15 protein-coding genes are annotated in these 19,151 nt (G+C 67.2%); 12 read left to right on the top strand and 3 right to left on the bottom strand.

Annotated features, from left to right (window positions below; all coding sequences use genetic code 11):
- Window positions 1-47: 47 nt before the first annotated feature.
- The 3 genes from AC1DOX_RS20745 (at window position 48) to AC1DOX_RS20735 (ending at window position 5,363) form a co-directional block, all read left to right on the top strand.
- On the top strand, window positions 48-1,094 hold the full coding sequence (locus tag AC1DOX_RS20745) for an FAD:protein FMN transferase (protein WP_441620298.1): 1,047 nt from the start codon (window positions 48-50) through the stop codon (window positions 1,092-1,094).
- Window positions 1,091-2,686: a flavodoxin domain-containing protein gene (locus tag AC1DOX_RS20740; RefSeq protein ID WP_441620296.1), complete on the top strand. Its 1,596-nt coding sequence runs from the start codon at window positions 1,091-1,093 to the stop codon at window positions 2,684-2,686. Before AC1DOX_RS20745 ends, AC1DOX_RS20740 begins: the two co-directional genes overlap by 4 nt.
- 229 nt (window positions 2,687-2,915) lie before the next feature.
- On the top strand, window positions 2,916-5,363 hold the full coding sequence (locus tag AC1DOX_RS20735) for a penicillin acylase family protein (RefSeq protein WP_441620294.1): 2,448 nt from the start codon (window positions 2,916-2,918) through the stop codon (window positions 5,361-5,363).
- Between the two features lie 94 nt (window positions 5,364-5,457).
- On the opposite strand, the gene AC1DOX_RS20730 is transcribed toward AC1DOX_RS20735, so the two are convergent.
- On the bottom strand, window positions 5,458-8,484 hold the full coding sequence (locus AC1DOX_RS20730; RefSeq protein WP_441620292.1) for an FAD-binding and (Fe-S)-binding domain-containing protein: 3,027 nt from the start codon (window positions 8,482-8,484) through the stop codon (window positions 5,458-5,460).
- Window positions 8,485-8,571: 87 nt separating this feature from the next.
- Window positions 8,572-9,264, bottom strand: coding sequence for a GntR family transcriptional regulator (locus AC1DOX_RS20725; protein WP_092139577.1), 693 nt, complete (start codon window positions 9,262-9,264; stop codon window positions 8,572-8,574).
- A gap of 250 nt (window positions 9,265-9,514) precedes the next feature.
- On the opposite strand from AC1DOX_RS20725, the gene AC1DOX_RS20720 reads away from it, so the two are divergent.
- The 6 genes from AC1DOX_RS20720 (at window position 9,515) to AC1DOX_RS20695 (ending at window position 16,010) form a co-directional block, all read left to right on the top strand.
- Window positions 9,515-10,720: a pyridoxal-phosphate-dependent aminotransferase family protein gene (locus AC1DOX_RS20720; RefSeq protein ID WP_441620289.1), complete on the top strand. Its 1,206-nt coding sequence runs from the start codon at window positions 9,515-9,517 to the stop codon at window positions 10,718-10,720.
- A 119-nt stretch (window positions 10,721-10,839) separates the two neighbouring features.
- A complete protein-coding gene (locus tag AC1DOX_RS20715) occupies window positions 10,840-11,841 on the top strand; it encodes a Bug family tripartite tricarboxylate transporter substrate binding protein (RefSeq protein WP_441620287.1) in 1,002 nt (333 codons plus the stop codon).
- 53 nt (window positions 11,842-11,894) lie between these two features.
- Window positions 11,895-12,401 (top strand): tripartite tricarboxylate transporter TctB family protein, encoded by a 507-nt coding sequence (locus AC1DOX_RS20710; protein ID WP_441620285.1) that lies wholly within the window; start codon window positions 11,895-11,897, stop codon window positions 12,399-12,401.
- 10 nt (window positions 12,402-12,411) lie between these two features.
- Window positions 12,412-13,938, top strand: a complete 1,527-nt coding sequence (locus AC1DOX_RS20705; protein WP_441620283.1) for a tripartite tricarboxylate transporter permease — start codon at window positions 12,412-12,414, stop codon at window positions 13,936-13,938.
- A complete protein-coding gene (locus AC1DOX_RS20700; protein ID WP_441620281.1) occupies window positions 13,935-14,729 on the top strand; it encodes an enoyl-CoA hydratase/isomerase family protein in 795 nt (264 codons plus the stop codon). Before AC1DOX_RS20705 ends, AC1DOX_RS20700 begins: the two co-directional genes overlap by 4 nt.
- Before the next feature lie 27 nt (window positions 14,730-14,756).
- The gene (locus tag AC1DOX_RS20695; protein ID WP_441620279.1) at window positions 14,757-16,010 is read left to right on the top strand and encodes a CaiB/BaiF CoA transferase family protein; all 1,254 of its coding nucleotides are present in this window, start codon (window positions 14,757-14,759) and stop codon (window positions 16,008-16,010) included.
- Between the two features lie 44 nt (window positions 16,011-16,054).
- On the opposite strand, the gene trhA is transcribed toward AC1DOX_RS20695, so the two are convergent.
- Entirely contained in the window at window positions 16,055-16,672 is a 618-nt protein-coding gene (gene trhA, locus AC1DOX_RS20690) for a PAQR family membrane homeostasis protein TrhA (protein ID WP_441620277.1), read from the bottom strand.
- Between the two features lie 169 nt (window positions 16,673-16,841).
- On the opposite strand from trhA, the gene AC1DOX_RS20685 reads away from it, so the two are divergent.
- Genes AC1DOX_RS20685 through AC1DOX_RS20675 form a run of 3 tightly spaced genes read left to right on the top strand, consistent with a single transcriptional unit; the run spans window position 16,842 to window position 19,145 of the window.
- A complete protein-coding gene (locus AC1DOX_RS20685) occupies window positions 16,842-17,678 on the top strand; it encodes an ABC transporter substrate-binding protein (RefSeq protein WP_441620275.1) in 837 nt (278 codons plus the stop codon).
- 50 nt (window positions 17,679-17,728) lie between these two features.
- Window positions 17,729-18,469: an amino acid ABC transporter permease gene (locus AC1DOX_RS20680; protein WP_441620273.1), complete on the top strand. Its 741-nt coding sequence runs from the start codon at window positions 17,729-17,731 to the stop codon at window positions 18,467-18,469.
- The gene (locus AC1DOX_RS20675; RefSeq protein ID WP_441620271.1) at window positions 18,462-19,145 is read left to right on the top strand and encodes an amino acid ABC transporter permease; all 684 of its coding nucleotides are present in this window, start codon (window positions 18,462-18,464) and stop codon (window positions 19,143-19,145) included. Before AC1DOX_RS20680 ends, AC1DOX_RS20675 begins: the two co-directional genes overlap by 8 nt.
- Window positions 19,146-19,151: the final 6 nt, after the last annotated feature.

Below are 19,151 nucleotides of genomic sequence, written 5' to 3'. Positions count from 1 at the left end.
TGCCGCATTAAGCCTGCTGCAATCGTCCCGCAACGTCCGCCCACCCGATGGATCGCATCCTCATTCCCGTCTCGCTGACCGCGCCGCCGCCCATGCCCGATGAGCGCGGCCAGGTGCGGCAGTGGGCGGGCGATACGATGGGGACCACATGGTCCGTCTCCGCGGTGATGCCGCCGGAACAGGACGAAGCAGCTATCTCCGACGCCACCGTCGACGCGATGGTCGACGATGTTGCCGACGGTATTCGCGCGGTGCTCGGCAGCGTGATCGCGCAGATGAGCAACTGGTCCGATACCTCGGACCTGAGCCGTTTCAATCGCGCCGCCGCCGATACGTGGGTCACGTTGCCCGAAGATGCCTTCGCGGTTCTGCAGGCGGCGTTGCAGACCGCGCGCGATAGCGGCGGCGCCTACGACCCGAGCGCCGGTCCGCTGGTGGACCTGTGGGGTTTCGGCCCGTCGGGCACGCGTCAGACCGCGCCGACGCCGGACGACGTGGCGCGCGTGCGCCAGCAATGCGGCTGGCAGCGCATCGACATCGACGTCCCCAACCGCCGTGCACGGCAACCCGGTGGCCTGTCGCTGGACTTCTGCGCGATCGCCAAGGGGTTCGCGGTGGATGCGGTATCGCGCTATCTGGATGCGCGCGGCATCGTGCACCACCTGGTCGAGATCGGCGGCGAGCTGCGCGGGCAGGGCCTGAAGCCCGATGGCATGCCGTGGTGGGTGGACCTCGAATCGCCCGCCGCCGACAGCGATCCACGACGCGTGCCGCGCACGCGGATTGCGCTGCTGGGTCTGTCGATCGCCACGTCGGGCGACTACCGTCGCTACTTCGAGCAGGACGGCCGCCGCTATGCGCACACGATCGATCCCCGTACCGCGTATCCCGCCGCGCACGCGCTGGCATCGGTGACGGTGATCCACCGCGAATGCATGATGGCCGATGCGCTCTCCACCGCGCTGACCGTCCTCGGCCCGCAAGCCGGCCTGGCCTTCGCGCAGCGCCATGCGCTGGCCGCACGCTTTTTGGTGCGCACGCAGGAAGGGTTTGACGAAATCACCACGCCGGCGTTTGCCGCGATGCTGTCATGAGCGCGCGTCGGGCCCTCCCGTGGATAGTTCTTCTGGCTGGCGTGATGCTGGCCCTGCTCGCCGGCAGCCGTCCGGCGATGGCCGCCGGCGTGGTAATCGCCTACGCGGGATTCTGTGCGGCAATCATCGGCCAGCATCGCCGCCGCCGCGCCGCACGGACGGCGTTGGCCGATCAGCCCACCGGCGAGGACCGCCCGACACTAATCGCCTATGCCAGCCAGACCGGCTTTGCCGAGCGGCTTGCCATGCAGACGGCGAAGGCGCTGCAGGGTGCGGGGTTGCCCGTGCAGTTGCTGTCGTTTGCCGAACTGGACGGGGCGCGTCTGGCCGCGTGCGGGCAGGCCCTGTTCCTGGTCAGCACGACGGGCGAGGGCGATGCGCCGGACAGCGCGTCGGGCTTTGCGCGTCGCCTGATGTCCGGTGCCGCACCGGAAGGCCTGCGCCAGTTGCGCTACGGCATCCTGGCGCTCGGCGACAGCAGCTACGCGCGCTTCTGCGCGTTCGGCCATGCGCTGTCGGGCTGGCTCCAGCGCCATCAGGCGCAAGCGTTGTTCGATATGGTCGAGGTCGATAACGGCGACCCGGGCGCGCTGCGCCACTGGCAGAACCATCTGTCCGCGCTGAGCGGCGGCGCCGAGATCGCCGACTGGGAGCGGCCGCGCTATGGCCGCTGGCAACTGGTCGAGCGCCGGTGGCTGAACCCCGGCAGCCAGGGCGCGCCGGCCTATCATCTGGCGCTGATGCCGGTGGACGCGAGCGATCTCGACTGGATCGCGGGCGATATCGCCGAAGTCGGCCCGAGCCATGCCCCTGAGGTGGTCGCGCGCCTGCTGGACAGACTCGCGCTCGACGGCGCCACGCCGGTCCGCTGCGACAGCCGCGCGACGACGTTGGCGCAAGCGCTGGCCACGCGCCTGCCGCTACCCGATGCGCATTTCGCGACGATGGCCGGACTGGCCCCGCAACAACTCATCGACGCGCTGCCCGCGCTGCCCCATCGCGAATATTCGATTGCGTCGTTGCCGGCCGATGGTCGCCTGGAGCTGCTGGTGCGCCAGACGCAGCACGATGATGGACGGCTCGGACTGGCATCGGGCTGGCTCACCGAACACGCGCCGGTGGGCGGGCACCTTGCATTGCGGGTACGCGCCAACCGCGCATTTCATCCGCCTGCCGACGATCGCCCGCTTATCCTGATTGGCAACGGCACGGGCCTTGCCGGCCTGCGCGCCGTGATAAAGGCGCGAGCCGCCGCCGGCCAGCATCGCAACTGGCTGTTGTTCGGAGAGCGCTCCGCCGCGCATGACGACTTCCACGGCGCGGAGCTGGCGGCGTGGTGTGAACAGGGCGTGCTGCAACGGATCGACCGCGCCTGGTCGCGCGACGGTGGCATGCCGCACTATGTGCAGGACGCCGTCGTGGCGCAGGCAGCGAGCCTGCGCGAATGGGTGGAGGACGGTGCCGCCATTTACGTCTGCGGCAGCTTGCAAGGCATGGCCGGAGGCGTCCACGCGGCGCTGGCCGGCATCCTCGGCGAAGCGCGGTTGCAGCAGATGACCGAGGCCGGACGCTACCGGCGCGACGTGTACTAGCCGCTTCCGACTCGCCGTCTATCCGCCGTCGAGGCTTCATCGGCCCTCCGCCAATCCTCCGCCGACTCTCCGCCGAGCCTTCGCCGTCCCACCGTCTTCCCGCTGCTGCCGCGCCACACCTGCGCGTCTTTGCGGCGGCGCATGATCGCCGCCGCCATCACATTCCGCTATCCTCATAGCTCTGCTGGCGCTGACAGGTACGTGCCCAGCCTCCCGAGGAGTAGATCCGATGTTCCCCACGCCCTCTCGCCTGCGGCGCACAGCCGTCGCATTGGCATGGCTCGCCACGGCTGCCGCCGCCACCTCCGCCATCGCCGCCGGACCGGACCGCTTCACGGTGCCCGGGCTGGAAAAGCCCGCGAGTATCCTGGTCGATCGCTGGGGCGTGCCACACATCTACGCCGGCACGCTCTATGACGCCTTCTACGCGCAGGGCTTCATGGCCGCGCGCGACCGCCTCTGGCAAATCGATCTCTGGCGCAAGCGCGGCCTGGGCGAGATGGCCAAGGACTTCGGCGCCGCCTATGTGGACGGAGACCGCATGGCGCGCGCGGTGCTGTTCCGGGGGGACATGTATCGCGAATGGCTGGCCTACGGGTCCGACGCCAAGCGTGTGGCGGAAGCGTTTGTCGCGGGCGTGAATGCCTACGTGGCGCAGACGGAAGCACACCCGGAACTGCTGCCGCCCGAGTTCAAGGTGCTCAACTACAAGCCCGCACGCTGGCGCGCGGAGGACATCGTCCGCATCCGCCATCATGGCCTGACGCTGAACTTCACGGGCGAGATCGATCGCGCGCAGATCTACTGCTACGTCAAGCCAAATGCGGTGCGCGCCGACTGGGTGCGGCGCGAACTCGATCCGCCGGTGGAGCCCAAGCTCCCAGAGGGGCTCGACCCTTGCGCGATCCCGGCTGCCGAACTGCGTCGCGCGTATGACCTGGCCACGGCGGCGCCGCGATTCCCGAAGGAATGGTGGAGCCCCGCCACCGGAGCCAAGGCAGACAACATCCCGGTGGAGCAGCTCTATGCGACCGTGGACGCGTCGAGCGACACCGCGCGCAGCCTCGGCTCGAACAACTGGGTGATTGCCGGCAGCCGCACGACCACCGGGCGCCCGATCCTTGCCAACGATCCGCACCGCGCACATGGCGCGCCGAGCCTGCGCTATATCAGCCACCTGAATGCACCGGGGTTGTCGGTGATCGGCGCGGGCGAGCCGTTCCTGCCCGGTATCTCGATCGGCCACAACGGCACCGTCGCGTTTGGCCTGACGCGGTTCTACATGGACCAGGAGGATCTGTACGTCTACGAGACCAACCCCGCGCAGCCTCACGAGTACAAGTACAAGGGCCGCTGGGAGCCGATGGAAACCATCACCGAGCAGATTGCCGTACGTGGCGAGGCCACGCCGCGCAAGGTCACCATCGATTTCTCGCGCCACGGCCCCGTGCTCTACGCGGACCCCAAGAGCAACCGCGCTTGGTCGCTGCGCGCGGCCTGGCTGGATTACGGCATGGCGCCGTACTTCGGTTCGATGGACTACATGCGCGCCCAGAACTGGGACCAGTTCCGCGCGGCGATGAACCGCTGGGGCGCGCCGGGCGAGAACCAGGTGTATGCGGACCGCTTCGGCAACATCGGCTGGATTCCCGGCGGGCTGACCGTCAACCGTCCGAACTGGGACGGCCTGACGCCGGTGCCCGGCGATGGTCGCTATGAGTGGGCCGGGTATCGCAACATGGACGAGTTGCCGTGGGCCTTCAATCCGGCGCCCGGCTACGTGGTGACCGCCAACGAGAACAACATCCCCGCCAACCACCCGGCCGCGAAGATCGGCGTGGGCTATGAATGGAGCGACAGCGCACGCGCGCGCCGGCTGAAGGCGCTGGTCGGGGCGAATCCCCGCAGTTCGCTCGAAGACTCGATGGCGTGGCAGAACGATACCGTGTCGCTGCCCGCGCAGCGCGTGGTGGCACTGGTCAAGCCGCTCAACAGCAGCGACGCCCAGGTGCAGCGCGGCCTGGACCTGTTGCGCAACTGGGATGGCAACGAGCGCGCCGACAGCGCCGCGGCGGCGTTGTACGAGGTCTGGTTCAGCAAGTATCTGCGCACGGCAGTCGTGCGTGCCGCGTTGTCGCAGGAGGGCGCGCGGCTGGTGGGCGCCGCCGATGCCAGCCGCGTGATCGCGGTGCTGGAGCGGCCGGACACCTGGATGGCGGTGGAGAAGCGCAACGACATCATGATGGGCACGCTGAAGTCCGCGATGGTCGAGATCGAGAAGAAGCTGGGCGCCGACCCGAAGACGTGGCAATGGGGCAAGCTGCACACGGCGGTGTTCAGCCATCCGCTGCAAGCGATCCTCGATCCGGCGCTGCGCCAGCAGTACGACGTGAACGCGGGGCCGATCGGCGGATCGTCGTTCACGCCGATGAACACGAGCTACCGCAACAGCGACTTCCAGCTCACAGCGGGCGCATCGTTCCGCATGGTGCTGGATGTTGGCAACTGGGATGCCTCGCGCGTGGTGAACACGCCGGGCCAGTCGGGCAATCCGGCGAGTCCGCACTATCGTGATCTCGCGCCGCTGTGGGCCAAGGGGGAGTACTTCCCGCTGGTCTATACGCGCAAGGCCGTGGAGAAGGAAGCGCGCGAACGCGTCGAACTGGTGCCGCAGTAAGAGGAGAGGCACTATCAAAATGATGCTGGCGTCGTTGCGCAGCCTTGCCGTACTAGCTTGCCGCGCACGACGCCAGTTTTTTTTGAAGCAACCTCTAACCGCCCATAGCCATCTCTAACACGCGTGCCACGTGCAGTGCCTCGCGACCGGCGCCGTCGTGGATCTGGTGCCGGCAGCTCGTCCCGTCCGCGACCACCAGCGTCTGCGCGTCGGCGTTGCGCACGGCGGGCAGCAATGACAGCTCGGCCATCTTCATCGACGCTTCGTGGTGCTCCGCCTCGTAGCCGAAGCTTCCGGCCATCCCGCAGCACGATGATTCGATCAGTTCGGTCTTGAGCCCCGGAATCCAGCCGAGCACCTGTTCCACGGGGCGCACGGCGTCGAATGCCTTCTGGTGGCAATGGCCGTGCAACAGCGCCCGCGCATTGGCGATGGGCTGCAGCGTTGGTGCGAAGCGTCCGGCGGCGTGCTCGCGCACGAGGAATTCCTCGAACAGCAACGCATTGCCGGCCAGCATCCGCGCGGCGTCGCCGTAGCCGTACTGCAGGAATTCATCGCGCATCGACAGCAGGCAGGACGGCTCCAGCCCGACCACCGCCACGCCGCGCGAGACATAAGGCAGCAACGCGTCGAGCGCACGCTTTGCCTCCGCTTTCGCCTCGTCGACCAGGCCCGCCGCGAGGAAGGTCCGGCCGCAGCACAGCGGACGTTCTCCCGGCACCGCCGACAAATGCACCGTGTATCCGGCGCCTTCCAGCACGCGCTGCGCGGCGCGGGCATTGGCGGGCTCCATATGGTTGTTGAAGGTGTCGACGAACAGGACGACTTCCTTGCCGCCGGTGGGCGGATGCTTGTAGTCGTCCCGCAGGAATGCCGGCTGCCAGCGCGGCAGGGACCGCTTGGCGGAGAGGCCCAGCCACCGCTCCGTCAACTGCGGCAACCCCGGCACGCGGTCGCGCAGGTTGAACAGCCACGGCATCTTGCTGGCAAGGCCCGCATAGCGCGGCAGGAAGGCCACCAGCCAGTCGCGCGCACGCAACTTGCCCGCCCTGGCGTGCGCGGCGCGGACTTCGATCTTCATCTTGGCCATGTCCACGCCCGTGGGGCAGTCGCGCTTGCAGCCCTTGCAGGACACACACAGGTCCATGGTGTCCTTGACCGCCGGATCGAGCAGGCCTTCCGCGCCGAGCTGACCGGACAGCGCCAGCCGCAGCGTATTCGCCCGGCCGCGCGTCAGGTGTTGCTCATCGCGCGTGACGCGATAGCTCGGGCACATCGTGCCGGCATCGAACTTGCGGCAGTGGCCGTTGTTGTTGCACATCTCCACCGCGGCGGCCAGGCCGCGCGCGGGATCGCGCCCGGTGCCCGGTGCGCTCTCCGCTTCCGTGACCGGATCGCGCGTCACGTTCCATGCCGACCAGTCCAGCGCTGGCTCGACCGGCGCGACCGTATAGCCCGGCGGAAAGCGGAACAACGGCGTGTCGTCCATCTTCGGCGTGCGCACGATCTTGCCGGGATTGCAGCGGTTCTCCGGGTCGAACAGCGCCTTGACCTCTTCGAACGCGCGGTTCAGCGCGGGGCCGAACTGCCAGGCCACCCATTCGCCGCGGCACAGGCCGTCGCCGTGCTCGCCGGAATAGGCGCCCTTGTATTCGCGGACCATCGCGGCGGCTTCCTCCGCAATCGCGCGCATCTTGGCCGCACCGTCGCGGCGCATGTCGAGGATCGGCCGCACGTGCAGCGTGCCGACGCTGGCGTGCGCATACCACGTACCGCGCGTGCCGTGCTTGTGGAAGACCTCGGTCAGCCGCGAGGTGTACTCGGCCAGGTGTTCCAGCGGCACGGCGCAGTCTTCGATGAAGGACACCGGCTTGCCGTCGCCCTTCATGCTCATCATGATGTTCAGCCCGGCCTTGCGGACTTCCCACAGCGCCTTCTGCGGGCCGGCGTCGGGCATTTCCACCACGGACCCGGGCAGGCCCAGGTCGGCCATCAGCTCGACCAGGCGCGCCAGGCCGCGCAGCGTGGCATCGCGGTCTTCCCCGGCGAATTCCACCAGCAGGATGGCCTCGGGCTCGCCGACCAGCGCGCGGTCGATCACCGGCCGGAACGCGGGATTGTTGCGCGCGAGGTCGATCATTGTCCGATCCACCAGTTCCACTGCCGACGGCTGCAGGCCGACGATATGGCGCGTCAAATCCATCGACTGGTAGAACGTCGGGAAATTCACCACACCCAGCGTCTTGTGCGTCGGCAGCGGCGCCAGTTGCAGCGTGATGTGCCGGAAGTAGGCCAGCGTGCCCTCGGAGCCGACCAGCAAATGCGCCAGGTTGACGCCGCCGTCGGCGGTGTAAGGCCGCTCGCTCTGCGGATGGAAGATATCGAGGTTGTAGCCGCCCACGCGGCGCAGCACCCTGGGGTACATCTGCGCGATGGCGTCACGCTCGCGTTCGGCGATGCGGCGCACGCCGTCGGCGATGGCGCGATGCGGGGCGCCATCGGCGGGCCACCCGGCATCGAAGCGCACATCCTCGCCGCCGGCCAGGATGGCATCGACGCCCAGTACGTTGTGCACCATGTTGCCGTACTGGATCGACCGCGATCCGCACGAGTTGTTGCCAGTCATGCCGCCGATGGTGCATTGCGCGGCCGTGGATACGTCCACCGGAAACCACAGGCCGTGCGGCTTGAGCCACGCGTTCAGGTGGTCGAGCACGATGCCGGGCTGCACGGTGACCGTGCGCGCCTCGGGATCGAAGTCGATCACCTGGTTCAGGAACTTGCTGTTGTCGATGACCAGCGCCTCGCCCACGGTCTGGCCGCACTGGCTGGTGCCGCCGCCGCGCGGCAGCAGCGGCGCCTTGAAGTCGCGGGCGATGTCGAGGGCGAGTCGCGCGTCGGCTTCGTCGCGCGGCACCACCACGCCAATCGGCATGATCTGGTAGATCGACGCGTCGGTGGCATAGCGGCCGCGGCTCGCGGTATCGAACAGGACGTCGCCGCGCAATTCGGCGGCCAGACGACGATACAGCGGCGACTGCAGGGCCGGCGCAGCGGCGGCGCCGGGCATGAAGCGCAGCGGCTGCACGCCGGGCGGCGTGGGGGTGGTGGGCAGGGCCATGGGCGTGGGGTCTCCGGTTGCATGCACTGGGGACGCCGCCTAGGCCGGAGTCGCACGCCGCGGGCAGCCGTGGCGCGAAAGCCCGTGTCAGGCGGCGGCGTCCTGTGCGCGTTCTAGTTCGGCGATCAGTGCATCGTGCTTGTGCTGCAGGTGCGCGCGCAGGATGTCACGCAGCGCGGCGCCGTCGCGATTCGCCAGGGCATCGAGCATGGCGCCGTGCTCGCGCACCGCCAGGTCCCATTTGTCGTGGTCGAAGTTGGAGCGGAAGCGCAGCGCCTGAATGCGCAGATTGATTCGGCGATAGGTCTCCTCGAGGATCGGATTGCGAGCCGCCGCGTTGATCGCGTCGTGAATCCGCCGGTTGAGCGCGTAGTAGTTGGGCAGGTCGCGCCGGGCGTGGCACGCCAGCATTTCGAAGTGCAGCGCGCGGATCTCGTTGAGCTCCGCGTCGGTGATCCGCTGGCACGCCAGTTCGCCGGACATCGCTTCCAGCGCGCCCATCATCTCGAACAGGTGGTTGATGGATTCCTGCGACAACACCACCACCTCGGCGCCACGGTTGGGCAGCAGCGTCACCAGCCCGTCGGCGGCCAGCACCTTGAACGCTTCCCGCAGCGGCGTGCGCGAGACCTGCAGCAGGTCGCACAGCACCCGTTCATTGAGCCGCGTGCCCGGCGCCAGATCGCCTTCCATGATCATCGTGCGCAGACGCTGGGCAACCGCCACATGCAGGATCTGGCGGTCAACGGCCTGGGAGGGGGAGGTTGGATTTGTGCTCATCAGGGCTCGTGTGGCTTGACAGTATTGTATTCAAAACATAATCTTGTGCAAGCACGAACTGCATTCCGGTGCCACTGGCCATGCCCGGATCAGCGCGATGATCGGCTGAAAAGCCTTAGTTTCATTGATTAATAAGGCTTTTTTGCGGAACGGACGGTGCTTGCGCCGCCCCACATTATCCCGCATGCCGGACCCGCAGTGCATCTCCGTTTTTTGAATACAAAATTCAAACCGAAGGACACGAGGCGACATGATCCGACTGAACTCCCATCCCAGCGGCCGGCACTTCCTGCAGATTCCGGGGCCGACCAACGTGCCCGACCGGGTGCTTCGCGCGATGGACTATCCGACCATCGACCACCGGGGCCCCGAATTCCAGCAACTGGGCAAGAAGGTCCTGGCCGATATCCGCAAGATCTTCCAGACCACGCAGCCCGTTGTGATCTATCCCGCCTCCGGCACCGGTGCGTGGGAGGCCGCGCTGGTCAACACGCTGTCGCCGGGCGACCGCGTGCTGATGTTCGAGACCGGCCACTTCGCCTCCCTCTGGAAGAAGATGGCCGACAAGCTCGGCCTGAATCCCGAATTCCTGGTCGGCGACTGGCGTCACGGCGTGGATGCCGCCGCCATCGGCGCCCGGCTGGCGGAGGATCGCAACCACGAGATCCGCGCGGTCTGCGTAGTCCACAACGAGACCTCCACGGGCGTGACGTCCGACATTGCCGCCGTGCGTCGCGCGATCGATGCGGCAGGGCATCCGGCGCTGCTGCTGGTCGACACCATCTCCTCGCTCGGTTCCGTCGACTACCGCCATGACGAGTGGGGCGTGGATGTCACCGTGTCCGGCTCGCAGAAGGGGCTGATGTTGCCGCCGGGGCTGTCGTTCAATGCGGTCAGCGCGAAGGCTGTCGCCGCGTCGGCCAAGGCGAAGCTGCCGCGGGCGTTCTGGGGCTGGGAAGAAATCATCGAGGCGAACAAGAACGGCTTCTGGCCCTATACGCCGGCCACTAACCTGCTCTACGGCCTGTCCGAAGCCTGCGACATGCTGCTGGAAGAGGGCCTGCAGAACGTGTTTGCCCGCCATCGCCGCCACGCCGAGGCCACGCGCGCCTGTGTCAACGCCTGGGGCCTGGAAGTCCTGTGCCAGAACCCCGCCGAATACAGTCCGGCGCTGACCGCCGTGGTCATGCCGGATGGCCACAGTGCCGACGCCCTGCGCAAGGTGGTGCTGGAGAACTTCAACATGTCGCTGGGGCAGGGCTTGTCGAAGCTGTCCGGCAAGGTCTTCCGCATCGGCCATCTTGGCGATTTCAACGACCTCACGCTGATGGGCACGCTGGCAGGCGTGGAGATGGGCCTGGCGCTGGCCGGCGTACCGCATCACGCGGGCGGTGTGCTGGCGGCGATGAACAGCCTGCGTGCAGCAGCCGCGCAACCGGCATTGCGCGCGGCCTGACAACAGCATCGGAAGACAGCAGGAACCAGGTAGCAAACAGGGGTCGTCCGTCGAGGCGGCTCGATAAAAAAAGGCCGATGCGCCCCAGAGCGCACGGCCGCCATCAAAGGAGACAAATCATGACGTTGCGTTACACAGCACGCGCCCTGGCGTGTGCATCGCTACTCAGTGTTGCCTTTGCCGCCCCGGCGTTCGCCTGGGAGCCCACCAAGCCGGTCGAGGTCGTCGTGCCGTTCAGCGCCGGGGGCGCCTCGGACCAGATGGCGCGCTCGATCCAGGGCATCATCGCCAAGCACAAGCTGATGAACCAGCCGGTCATCGTCGTCAACAAGGCCGGCGCCAGCGGCGCGGAAGGCCTGATGGACACCAAGGCCTCGAAGGGCGATCCCCACAAGCTGCTGGTGACGTCGTCCGCGCTCTACACCGTGCCGATGGTCAGCCAGCTGCCGTTCAACTGGCGGGACCTGACGCCGGTGGCGATGGTGGCGCAGGACGAGTTCGTGCTGTGGACCAACGCCGAGTCGCCCTACAAGACCCCGACCGACTACCTTGCCGAGGTGAAGAAGACGCCGTCCAAGTTCAAGATGGGTGGCACCAGTTCCAAGCGCGAGGACCAGATCATCACCGCGCAGGTGGAACGCAAGGCCGGCGTGCGCTTCATCTACATCCCCTACAAGGGCGGCGGCGAAGCCGCGACGCAGCTCTCCGGCAAGCACATCGACTCCAACGTCAACAACCCGTCCGAATCCATCGGCCAGTGGCGTGCCGGCGAACACCGCGCGCTGTGCGTGTTCGCGCCGGAACGGATGCACTACTCGGCCAAGATCACGGCCACGCAGAGCTGGGGTGACATTCCGACCTGCAAGGAAGTGGGCCTGGACGTGCAATACCAGATGCTGCGGGTCTTCATGCTGCCGGGCGGCGTGACGCCGGACCAGCAGAAGTTCTATGTGGACCTGATGCAGAAGGTGGTGGCCACGCCGGAGTGGAAGGAATACCTGGAAAAGAACGCGCTCAAGAACGACTTCCTGACGGGCCAGAAGCTGACCGATTTCCTGACGGCGGATGAAAACCGCCACAAGGACATCATCAAAGAGGCCGGTTTCGTCGCAGCCCGATGATTGACTCGCCCTCTCCCTGCTTGCGGGAGAGGGCTTCGTCGCAGGAGACACCCATGAGCGAACACACGCAGGAGCCTGCCGCGCCGGCGGCGATCACGGTGCGTACGGCGGAGATCGCCGTCGCGCTGCTGATTGCCGCCGGCGCGGTGGTCGTGATGGTCAGCAACTACCAGATCGGCGCCGGCTGGGCGCCCGACGGCCCGCAGGCCGGCTATTTCCCGCTGCGCATCGGCGCCATCATCTTCGTGGCCTGCCTGGCCGTGCTGTGGCAGGCATGGCGCACCAATTCGCAGGACACCTTCGTCACCTGGCCGCAGCTGCGCCAGGTGGCCGTCATCCTTGTGCCGCTGAGCGTCTACGTGGCGATGATCGCCTTCCTCGGCATCTACGTCGCGTCCGCCATCTTCATCGCGGGCTTCATGCTGGCCATCGGCAAGTTTGCCTGGTGGCGCGCGATGCTGACTGCCGTGGCGATCAACGCGGTGCTGTTCTGGATCTTCGAAATGCAATTCCGCGTACCGCTGCCCAAGGGGCCGCTGGAAGCGGCGTTCGGGTTCTGAGGAGACAGGGATGGAAGAACTCAATGCATTGATGGGCGGCTTCGCGGTGGCGATGTCGTGGCACAACGTCGGACTGATGCTGGTCGGCATCCTGCTGGGCATCGTGGTGGGCGTGCTGCCCGGCCTGGGCGGGCCCAACGGCGTGGCGATCCTGCTGCCGCTGACGTTCTCGATGGAGCCGACCTCGGCCATCATCATGCTCTCCTGCATCTACTGGGGCGCATTGTTTGGCGGCGCGATCACGTCGATCCTGTTCAATATTCCGGGCGAGGCATGGTCGGTGGCCACCACGTTCGACGGCTACCCGATGGCCCAGCAGGGCGAGGCCGGCCGCGCACTGACCTCCGCGTTCACGGGATCGTTCCTCGGCGCGCTGGCGGGCGTGCTGCTGATCACCTTCCTGGCGCCGCTGGTGGCCAAATTCGCACTGCGCTTCGGGCCGCCGGAATTCTTTGCCGTCTACTTCCTCACGTTCTGCAGCTTCATCGGCATGGGCAAGGAAGCCAAGCCGAAGATCGTGATTGCCATGTGCATCGGCTTCGCGCTGGCCGCCGTCGGCATGGACACCGTGTCGGGCACCTTGCGCATGACGTTCGGGTCGACGGAGCTGCTTCGCGGCTTTGATTTCCTGGTGGTCGTGATCGGCCTGTTCGGCATCAGCGAAATCCTGATGACGATGGAGGAGGGCATCGCCTTTCGCGGCAAGCGCGCCAACATCGACCTCAAGGTCGTGCTCAAGACGTGGGCGGAGCTGCCGCGCTACTGGATGACGCTGATCCGCTCGTCAGTGATCGGCTGCTGGCTCGGCGTCACGCCGGGTGGCGCCACGGCGGCGTCGTTCATGGGCTATGGCGTGGCCAAGCGCTTCTCGCGCAATCGCGAATCGTTCGGCCGCGGCAACGTCGAGGGCGTGATCGCTCCCGAATGCGCCGCGCACGCGGCCGGCACCAGCGCATTGCTGCCGATGCTGGCATTGGGCATCCCCGGCTCCGCCACCGCCGCCGTGCTGCTGGGTGGCCTGATGATCTGGGGCCTGCAGCCGGGGCCGCTGTTGTTTGCCGAACAGAAGACGTTCGTCTGGGGCCTGATTGCGAGCATGTACCTCGGCAACCTCGCCGGGTTGATCGTGGTGCTGTCCACCGTGCCGCTGTTCGCCGCGATCCTGCGCATTCCCTTTGCGATCATCGCGCCGCTGATCTTGGTGGTCTGCGCCATCGGCGCGTTCACCGTGCACAACGCCATGTTCGACGTGTGGCTGATGCTGATCTTCGGCGTGATCGGCTATGTGCTGAAGAAGCTCGACTATCCGCTCGCGCCGCTGGTGCTGGCCCTCGTGCTCGGGGACCGCGCCGAGGATGCGTTCCGGCAGACCATGCTGATGTCGCAGGGCCAGATGGACGTGTTCTGGTCCAACGGCCTGGTGGGCACGATCATGGCGCTGGCCGTCGTGGTGCTGGTGTGGCCGCTGATCGGCGGGCTGGTGGAAAAGACAAGGCGCCGCAAGGTGGTGTCGGCACAGGCGGGAGGCGCGGAATGAGCGAAGCCGCCCAGGATCAGACGCTGCTGGTCACGCGCGATGACGCCATCGTCACCCTCGTGCTGAACCGGCCGGCCAAGCTCAACGCGTTCACGTTGGACATGTGGCGCCAGCTTGGCGAGGCGTTCCGCGCGCTGTCGGCCGATGCGTCCGTGCGCTGCATCGTCGTGCGCGGCGCCGGGGAGCGGGCCTTCTCGCCGGGCAACGACATCGGCGAATTCGCCACCACGCGCGCCAACAAGCCACAGGCTGTGGCCTACGGTGCCGTGATGCACGCCACCGCGCAGGCGATGCTGGATTGCCCGCATCCGGTGGTGGCGCAGATCCACGGCATCTGCGTGGGGGGCGGACTCGAAGTGGCGGCGATGGCGGACATCCGCATCTGTGGCGAGAGCAGCCGCTTCGGCGCGCCGATCAAGAACCTGGGCCTGGTCATGGCCCATGCCGAGATGGCCCCGCTGATCCGCCTGATCGGCACGTCGCGCACGCTCGAATTGCTGTTCGAAGGGCGCATCGTCGGCGCGGCGGAGGCGTACGCGATGGGCCTCGTATCGCGTGTGGTGTCCGATGACAAGGTCGCTGACGAAGCGCTCGCCACGGCGGCGCGGATCGCCTCGGGCGCGCCGCTGGTGGCGCGCTGGCACAAGCGCTTTGCGCGGCAGCTGGCGGAGGGCAAGCCGCTCGCGCCTGCCGATATCGACGCGGCGTTCGACTGCTTCGACACCGAGGATTTCCGCACCGGCTATCGGGCCTTCCTGGCCAAGGAAACGCCGGCGTTCTCGGGTCGCTAGGGCGGCCCGCTGCCAAGGAGCATGCCGATGTCCGATTCCCCCGACCCGCAGCCCGGCGCATTGGCCGGCCTGCGCGTGCTGGAACTCGCCCAGATCATGGCCGGCCCGACCTGCGGGATGATGCTGGCCGACCTTGGCGCCGACGTCATCAAGATCGAGAAGATCGATGGCGGCGACGATGCGCGCGGCTATCGCGAACCCACGATCAACGGCGTCTCGGCGCCGTTCCTGATGCTCAACCGCAACAAGCGCGGCATCGCGCTGGATCTCAAGCGCCCGGAAGGCCGCGAGGTCTTCCTGCGCATGGTCCGCAATGCGGACGTCGTCATCGAGAACTTCCGCAAGGGCACGCTGGAAAAACTCGGCCTGGGCTACGACACGCTCTCTCGCGAGAACCCCGGACTGATCTACTGCGCGATCTCGGGGTATGGCCGCACCGGGCCGTACGCGGACAAGGGCGGCTTTGACCTGATCGCGCAGGGCTATACCGGTTTGATGAGCATCACGGGCGAGGAAGGCGGGCCGCCGCTGCGCACCGGGAACTCGATTGCCGACATCAACGCCGGGATTCTCGCGGCGTTCGGCATTCTGGCGGCGTATCAGCATCGGCAGAAGACCGGACGCGGACAGGTCGTGGAGACGTCGCTGATCGAAGCCGGGTTGCAGCAGTTGTACTGGCACGCGGCCATCCACTTTGCCACCGGGGAATCGCCGGGCCCGAGCGGGTCTGCGCACGTGCTCGCCACGCCGTACCAGGCCTTTCCGACGCAGGACGGGCACATCATCGTCGGCGGCGCCAACGAGAAGAACTGGACGCGCATCGCGCAGGTGCTGGGCCGCCCCGAATGGGTGGAGGACCCGCGCTACCGGCTGAATGCGGACCGCATGCGTCATCGCGATACATTGCTGCCGGCGATGGCCGAGATCCTCATGACGCGGCCCTCGGCCGAGTGGCTGGCGGCATTCGACGAAGCCGGCGTGCCGGCCGGGCCGGTGCATTCGATTGGCGAGGCGCTGAGTCATCCGCAAACGCTGGCGCGCGGCATGGTGGTGCGCCAGCAACACGCGGAGGCGGGGCCGATCCGTACGCTCGGCTTGCCAATCCATTTGTCGGAGACGCCGGCGCGATACCACAGCGCGTCACCCCGGCTGGGCGAGCACACGCGAGCGTTGCTGACCGAATGTGGCTACGGCCCGGCCGAGATCGCCGCGATGCTGGAAGAGGGGGTGGTGTCGGAAGTGGCCGCGCCGGACTCGGCGGCGGCCGTGACGGAGGTGTAGCGTCAGCCTGGGTCGTCCGGCCTACGCCGTGCAACCGGCATCGGCTAGCCGACGTAGTAGAGGATGCTGACGAACTGACAGATGCTGCCGGCCAGTACGAACAGGTGCCAGATGCCGTGGAAGTGGCGCACCTTTTCGTCGAACAGGAAGAAGCCGATGCCGGCGGTGTAGGTGGCGCCGCCTGCGACCAGCCAGTACAAGCCCGCGCGCGGCAGCGCGGCGGCCAGCGGGCCGAACGCGATCAGCACCAGCCAGCCCATGATCACGTAGATCGCGAGCGACAGGATGCGTGTGCGATGCCCGATCCACAGTTCCTGGACGATGCCGATGACCGCCAGGCCCCAGTTCACGCCGAACAGCGTCCAGCCCCAGGGGCCGCGCAATGTGACAAGCGCAAAGGGTGTATAGCTGCCGGCAATCAGCAGGTAGATCGCGCAATAGTCCAGTCGGCGGAAGATGTCCTTCGCCGGGCCGCGCACGCTGTGATAGACGGTGGAAATCGTATAGAGCAGAACCAGCGTGGTGCCGTAGACCGCCGAACTCACCACCTTCCAGGCATCGTGGTTGAGGGCGGATGACGTGACCAGCACCGCCATGCCGGCGGCAGCGAGGATCGCCCCCGCGAGGTGGCTGTAACCGTTGAACCGTTCGCCGCGATACATCCCCGGAGCTCCGTTCCGTTTGTGGACAAGCGGCCATTCTGGCACGGATTTGCGGGCCGTCTGTCGCGTCAGCGCAAACGCGGAGCATATCGTTCTGCGAAACCATTCGTTCCTGCGGCGTCGCCGGCTCGTTATCGTCTGCACCATTCTGACTCACACGATAACTACCATGCACTTCCGTACGCATCTGCTGCGCGCCGCGCTGCCCGTGTTCGCCTCCCTGGTCGCGTTAGTCACATTTGCCGCGCCCGCCCACGCCGACCGGCTGGACGACATCAAGCGCGCCGGCGTGCTGCGCGTGGGCGTGTTCGACGCCAACCCGCCGTTCGGCTTTGTCGATGCGAAGACCAGTGCGCCGGTCGGGCTCGACGTCGACTATGCCAACGAGATCGCCAGGCGCCTGGGCGTGAAGGTGGAATTCCGCGCGACCAACCCGGCCAACCGTATTCCGCTGCTGGCCTCGCAGAAGGTGGATATCGTCGCGGCCAACTTCACGATCACCGACGAGCGGCGGCAGCAGATCGCGTTCTCCACGCCGTACTTCGCCAGCGGCCTGCAGCTGATCGCCAAAAAGGGGGCATTGCGCCAGCCGGACGACCTCAAGACCTGGCGCCTGGGCGTGGACAAGGGAACGACGCAGGAAACCACGCTGCGCCAGAAGTATCCGGAGGCGCGCGTGATTGCCTATGACGACTCCCCGCTGGCGCTCGGTGCGCTGCGCAGTGGTGCCATCCAGGCGTTTGCGCAGGACGGCGCCAAGCTGGGCGCGCTGCTGGCCACGCTGCCGAACAAGGATCAGTTCGAGATCTCGCCGTTCACGCTGACGCGGGAATACATGGGCGTGGGCATCCCCAAGGGCGAGGAACGCCTGACGGCGACCATCGACCAGATCCTGCTGGACCTGGAGAAGAGCGGCGTGGCCGCAAAAATCTACGACAAGTGGTTCGGCCCGCAAAGCACGGCGCCGCTGGCGCGGGACTTCACGATCGGGAGCACGGTGAAGTAAAGAGGGGCGGCGGACCCGCGCCACGGCGCCGGCGTCCACCGCTGTGAATCATGCACGCCATGCTCTGGCAATCGCTGCCGCCCAAGTACCTCCAATGGCTGCTGGGCGGCTTCGTCATGACGATCACGCTGTCGCTGGCGGCGTTCGCTTTCGGCTGCACGCTGGCCGCGGTCTGGCTGCTGATGCGCCGCTCGCCGTGGCGTCCGGTGCGATGGACGACCCGGCTCGCCGTGGCCTTCCTGCGCAAGACGCCGCTGCTCGTGCAGTTGTTCTTCTGGTATTTCGGTGCCGCGCAGTGGCTGGGCGACGGCGCCATTGGTGCGATCTCCGACTGGCGCGGCATCGCGCTGGGCGCGGTCACGCTGCCGGCGCCGTCGCTGGAAGCACTGGCGGCGGCGTTCGGCATCGGCCTCTATGCGAGCGCATTCTATGTGCGTGAGATCGAAGCCGGCCTCGCCAGCGTCCCGCCCGGACAATTCACTGCGGCACTCGCGCTCGGCTTCGCGCCCGGGGCGGCGTGGCGCCGTATCGTGCTGCCGCAAGGCCTGCGCATCGCCGCGCGGCCGATGGTCGGGCAGTTCTGCATGACGATCAAGAACACGTCGCTGGCCATGGCGATCGGTTTCGCCGAACTCTCCTACACCGCAAGACAGGTGGAAACCGACTCGCTGCTGGCCTTCCAGGCGTTCGGCGTGGCCACGCTGCTCTACGTGGCGCTGATCCTGCTGCTGCAGGCCGCCGCGCCGCCCTTGTTCCGCAGGATGAAGTGGACGGGTGCGATGCATGCCTGATACCGCGCTGCATCTCGTTGCCGGCCAGTTGCCGTACCTGCTCAAGGGCGCATTTCCGCAGGGCGCGCTCGCTGGCGCGGCGCTCACGCTCTGGATGGCGCTGCTGGCCTGCCTGGGCGCCACGATACTTGGCATCGGCCTGGCGTGCTGGCTCGAACTGGCGCCGGCCATCGTCGCGCGGCCGGTCCGCGCCGGCCTGGCTTTCCTGCGGGCGATTCCCGTGGTGATGCTGATTTTCTGGACGTACTTCCTGCTGCCGATGCTGGCCGGCGTGCAGGTGGGGGAGGTCTCGACCGTCGTCGTGGCCCTGGCGGCCATCGGCGCGTCATACATCGCGCAAACCATGTCGGCCGGGTTCGCCGCTATCGGCCGAGGCCAGCATCAGGCGGCGCTGGCGCTCGGCATGACGCCCGCGCAGTCGCTGCGGCTCGTCGTGCTGCCGCCCACGCTGCGGGCGATGCTGCCGTCGCTGGCCAACACGTGGGTATCGCTGACCAAGGACACGTCGCTGGCCTACGTGGTGGGCGTGGTCGAGTTGTCGACGGCCGCCACGCAGGTGAACGGCCGCAACATGGGTTATGCGATGGAGATCTTCGCGGCCGTGGCCGTGATCTATTTCATCGTGTGCGCGGCAATCGAACAGATTGGCCGGCGCGGCCTGCGCCGCATGCGCTGACGTGAA

This window comes from Cupriavidus sp. 01L415 (assembly GCF_056400065.1).
The sequence above is the reverse complement of the archived record's forward strand: the minus strand, read 5'-3'. Positions and strand labels throughout refer to the sequence as shown.

Bases quoted from the DNA above. Each gene is read 5' to 3' on its own strand.
- AC1DOX_RS20695 (WP_441620279.1), top strand. From the start codon at position 14,757: ATGTCCGATTCCCCCGACCCGCAGCCCGGCGCATTGGCCGGCCTGCGC.
- AC1DOX_RS20705 (WP_441620283.1), top strand. From the start codon at position 12,412: ATGGAAGAACTCAATGCATTGATGGGCGGCTTCGCGGTGGCGATGTCG.
- AC1DOX_RS20720 (WP_441620289.1), top strand. From the start codon at position 9,515: ATGATCCGACTGAACTCCCATCCCAGCGGCCGGCACTTCCTGCAGATT.
- AC1DOX_RS20685 (WP_441620275.1), top strand. From the start codon at position 16,842: ATGCACTTCCGTACGCATCTGCTGCGCGCCGCGCTGCCCGTGTTCGCC.
- AC1DOX_RS20680 (WP_441620273.1), top strand. From the start codon at position 17,729: ATGCACGCCATGCTCTGGCAATCGCTGCCGCCCAAGTACCTCCAATGG.
- AC1DOX_RS20745 (WP_441620298.1), top strand. From the start codon at position 48: ATGGATCGCATCCTCATTCCCGTCTCGCTGACCGCGCCGCCGCCCATG.
- AC1DOX_RS20740 (WP_441620296.1), top strand. From the start codon at position 1,091: ATGAGCGCGCGTCGGGCCCTCCCGTGGATAGTTCTTCTGGCTGGCGTG.
- trhA (WP_441620277.1), bottom strand. From the start codon at position 16,672: ATGTATCGCGGCGAACGGTTCAACGGTTACAGCCACCTCGCGGGGGCG.
- AC1DOX_RS20710 (WP_441620285.1), top strand. From the start codon at position 11,895: ATGAGCGAACACACGCAGGAGCCTGCCGCGCCGGCGGCGATCACGGTG.
- AC1DOX_RS20725 (WP_092139577.1), bottom strand. From the start codon at position 9,264: ATGAGCACAAATCCAACCTCCCCCTCCCAGGCCGTTGACCGCCAGATC.
- AC1DOX_RS20730 (WP_441620292.1), bottom strand. From the start codon at position 8,484: ATGGCCCTGCCCACCACCCCCACGCCGCCCGGCGTGCAGCCGCTGCGC.
- AC1DOX_RS20715 (WP_441620287.1), top strand. From the start codon at position 10,840: ATGACGTTGCGTTACACAGCACGCGCCCTGGCGTGTGCATCGCTACTC.
- AC1DOX_RS20735 (WP_441620294.1), top strand. From the start codon at position 2,916: ATGTTCCCCACGCCCTCTCGCCTGCGGCGCACAGCCGTCGCATTGGCA.
- AC1DOX_RS20700 (WP_441620281.1), top strand. From the start codon at position 13,935: ATGAGCGAAGCCGCCCAGGATCAGACGCTGCTGGTCACGCGCGATGAC.
- AC1DOX_RS20675 (WP_441620271.1), top strand. From the start codon at position 18,462: ATGCCTGATACCGCGCTGCATCTCGTTGCCGGCCAGTTGCCGTACCTG.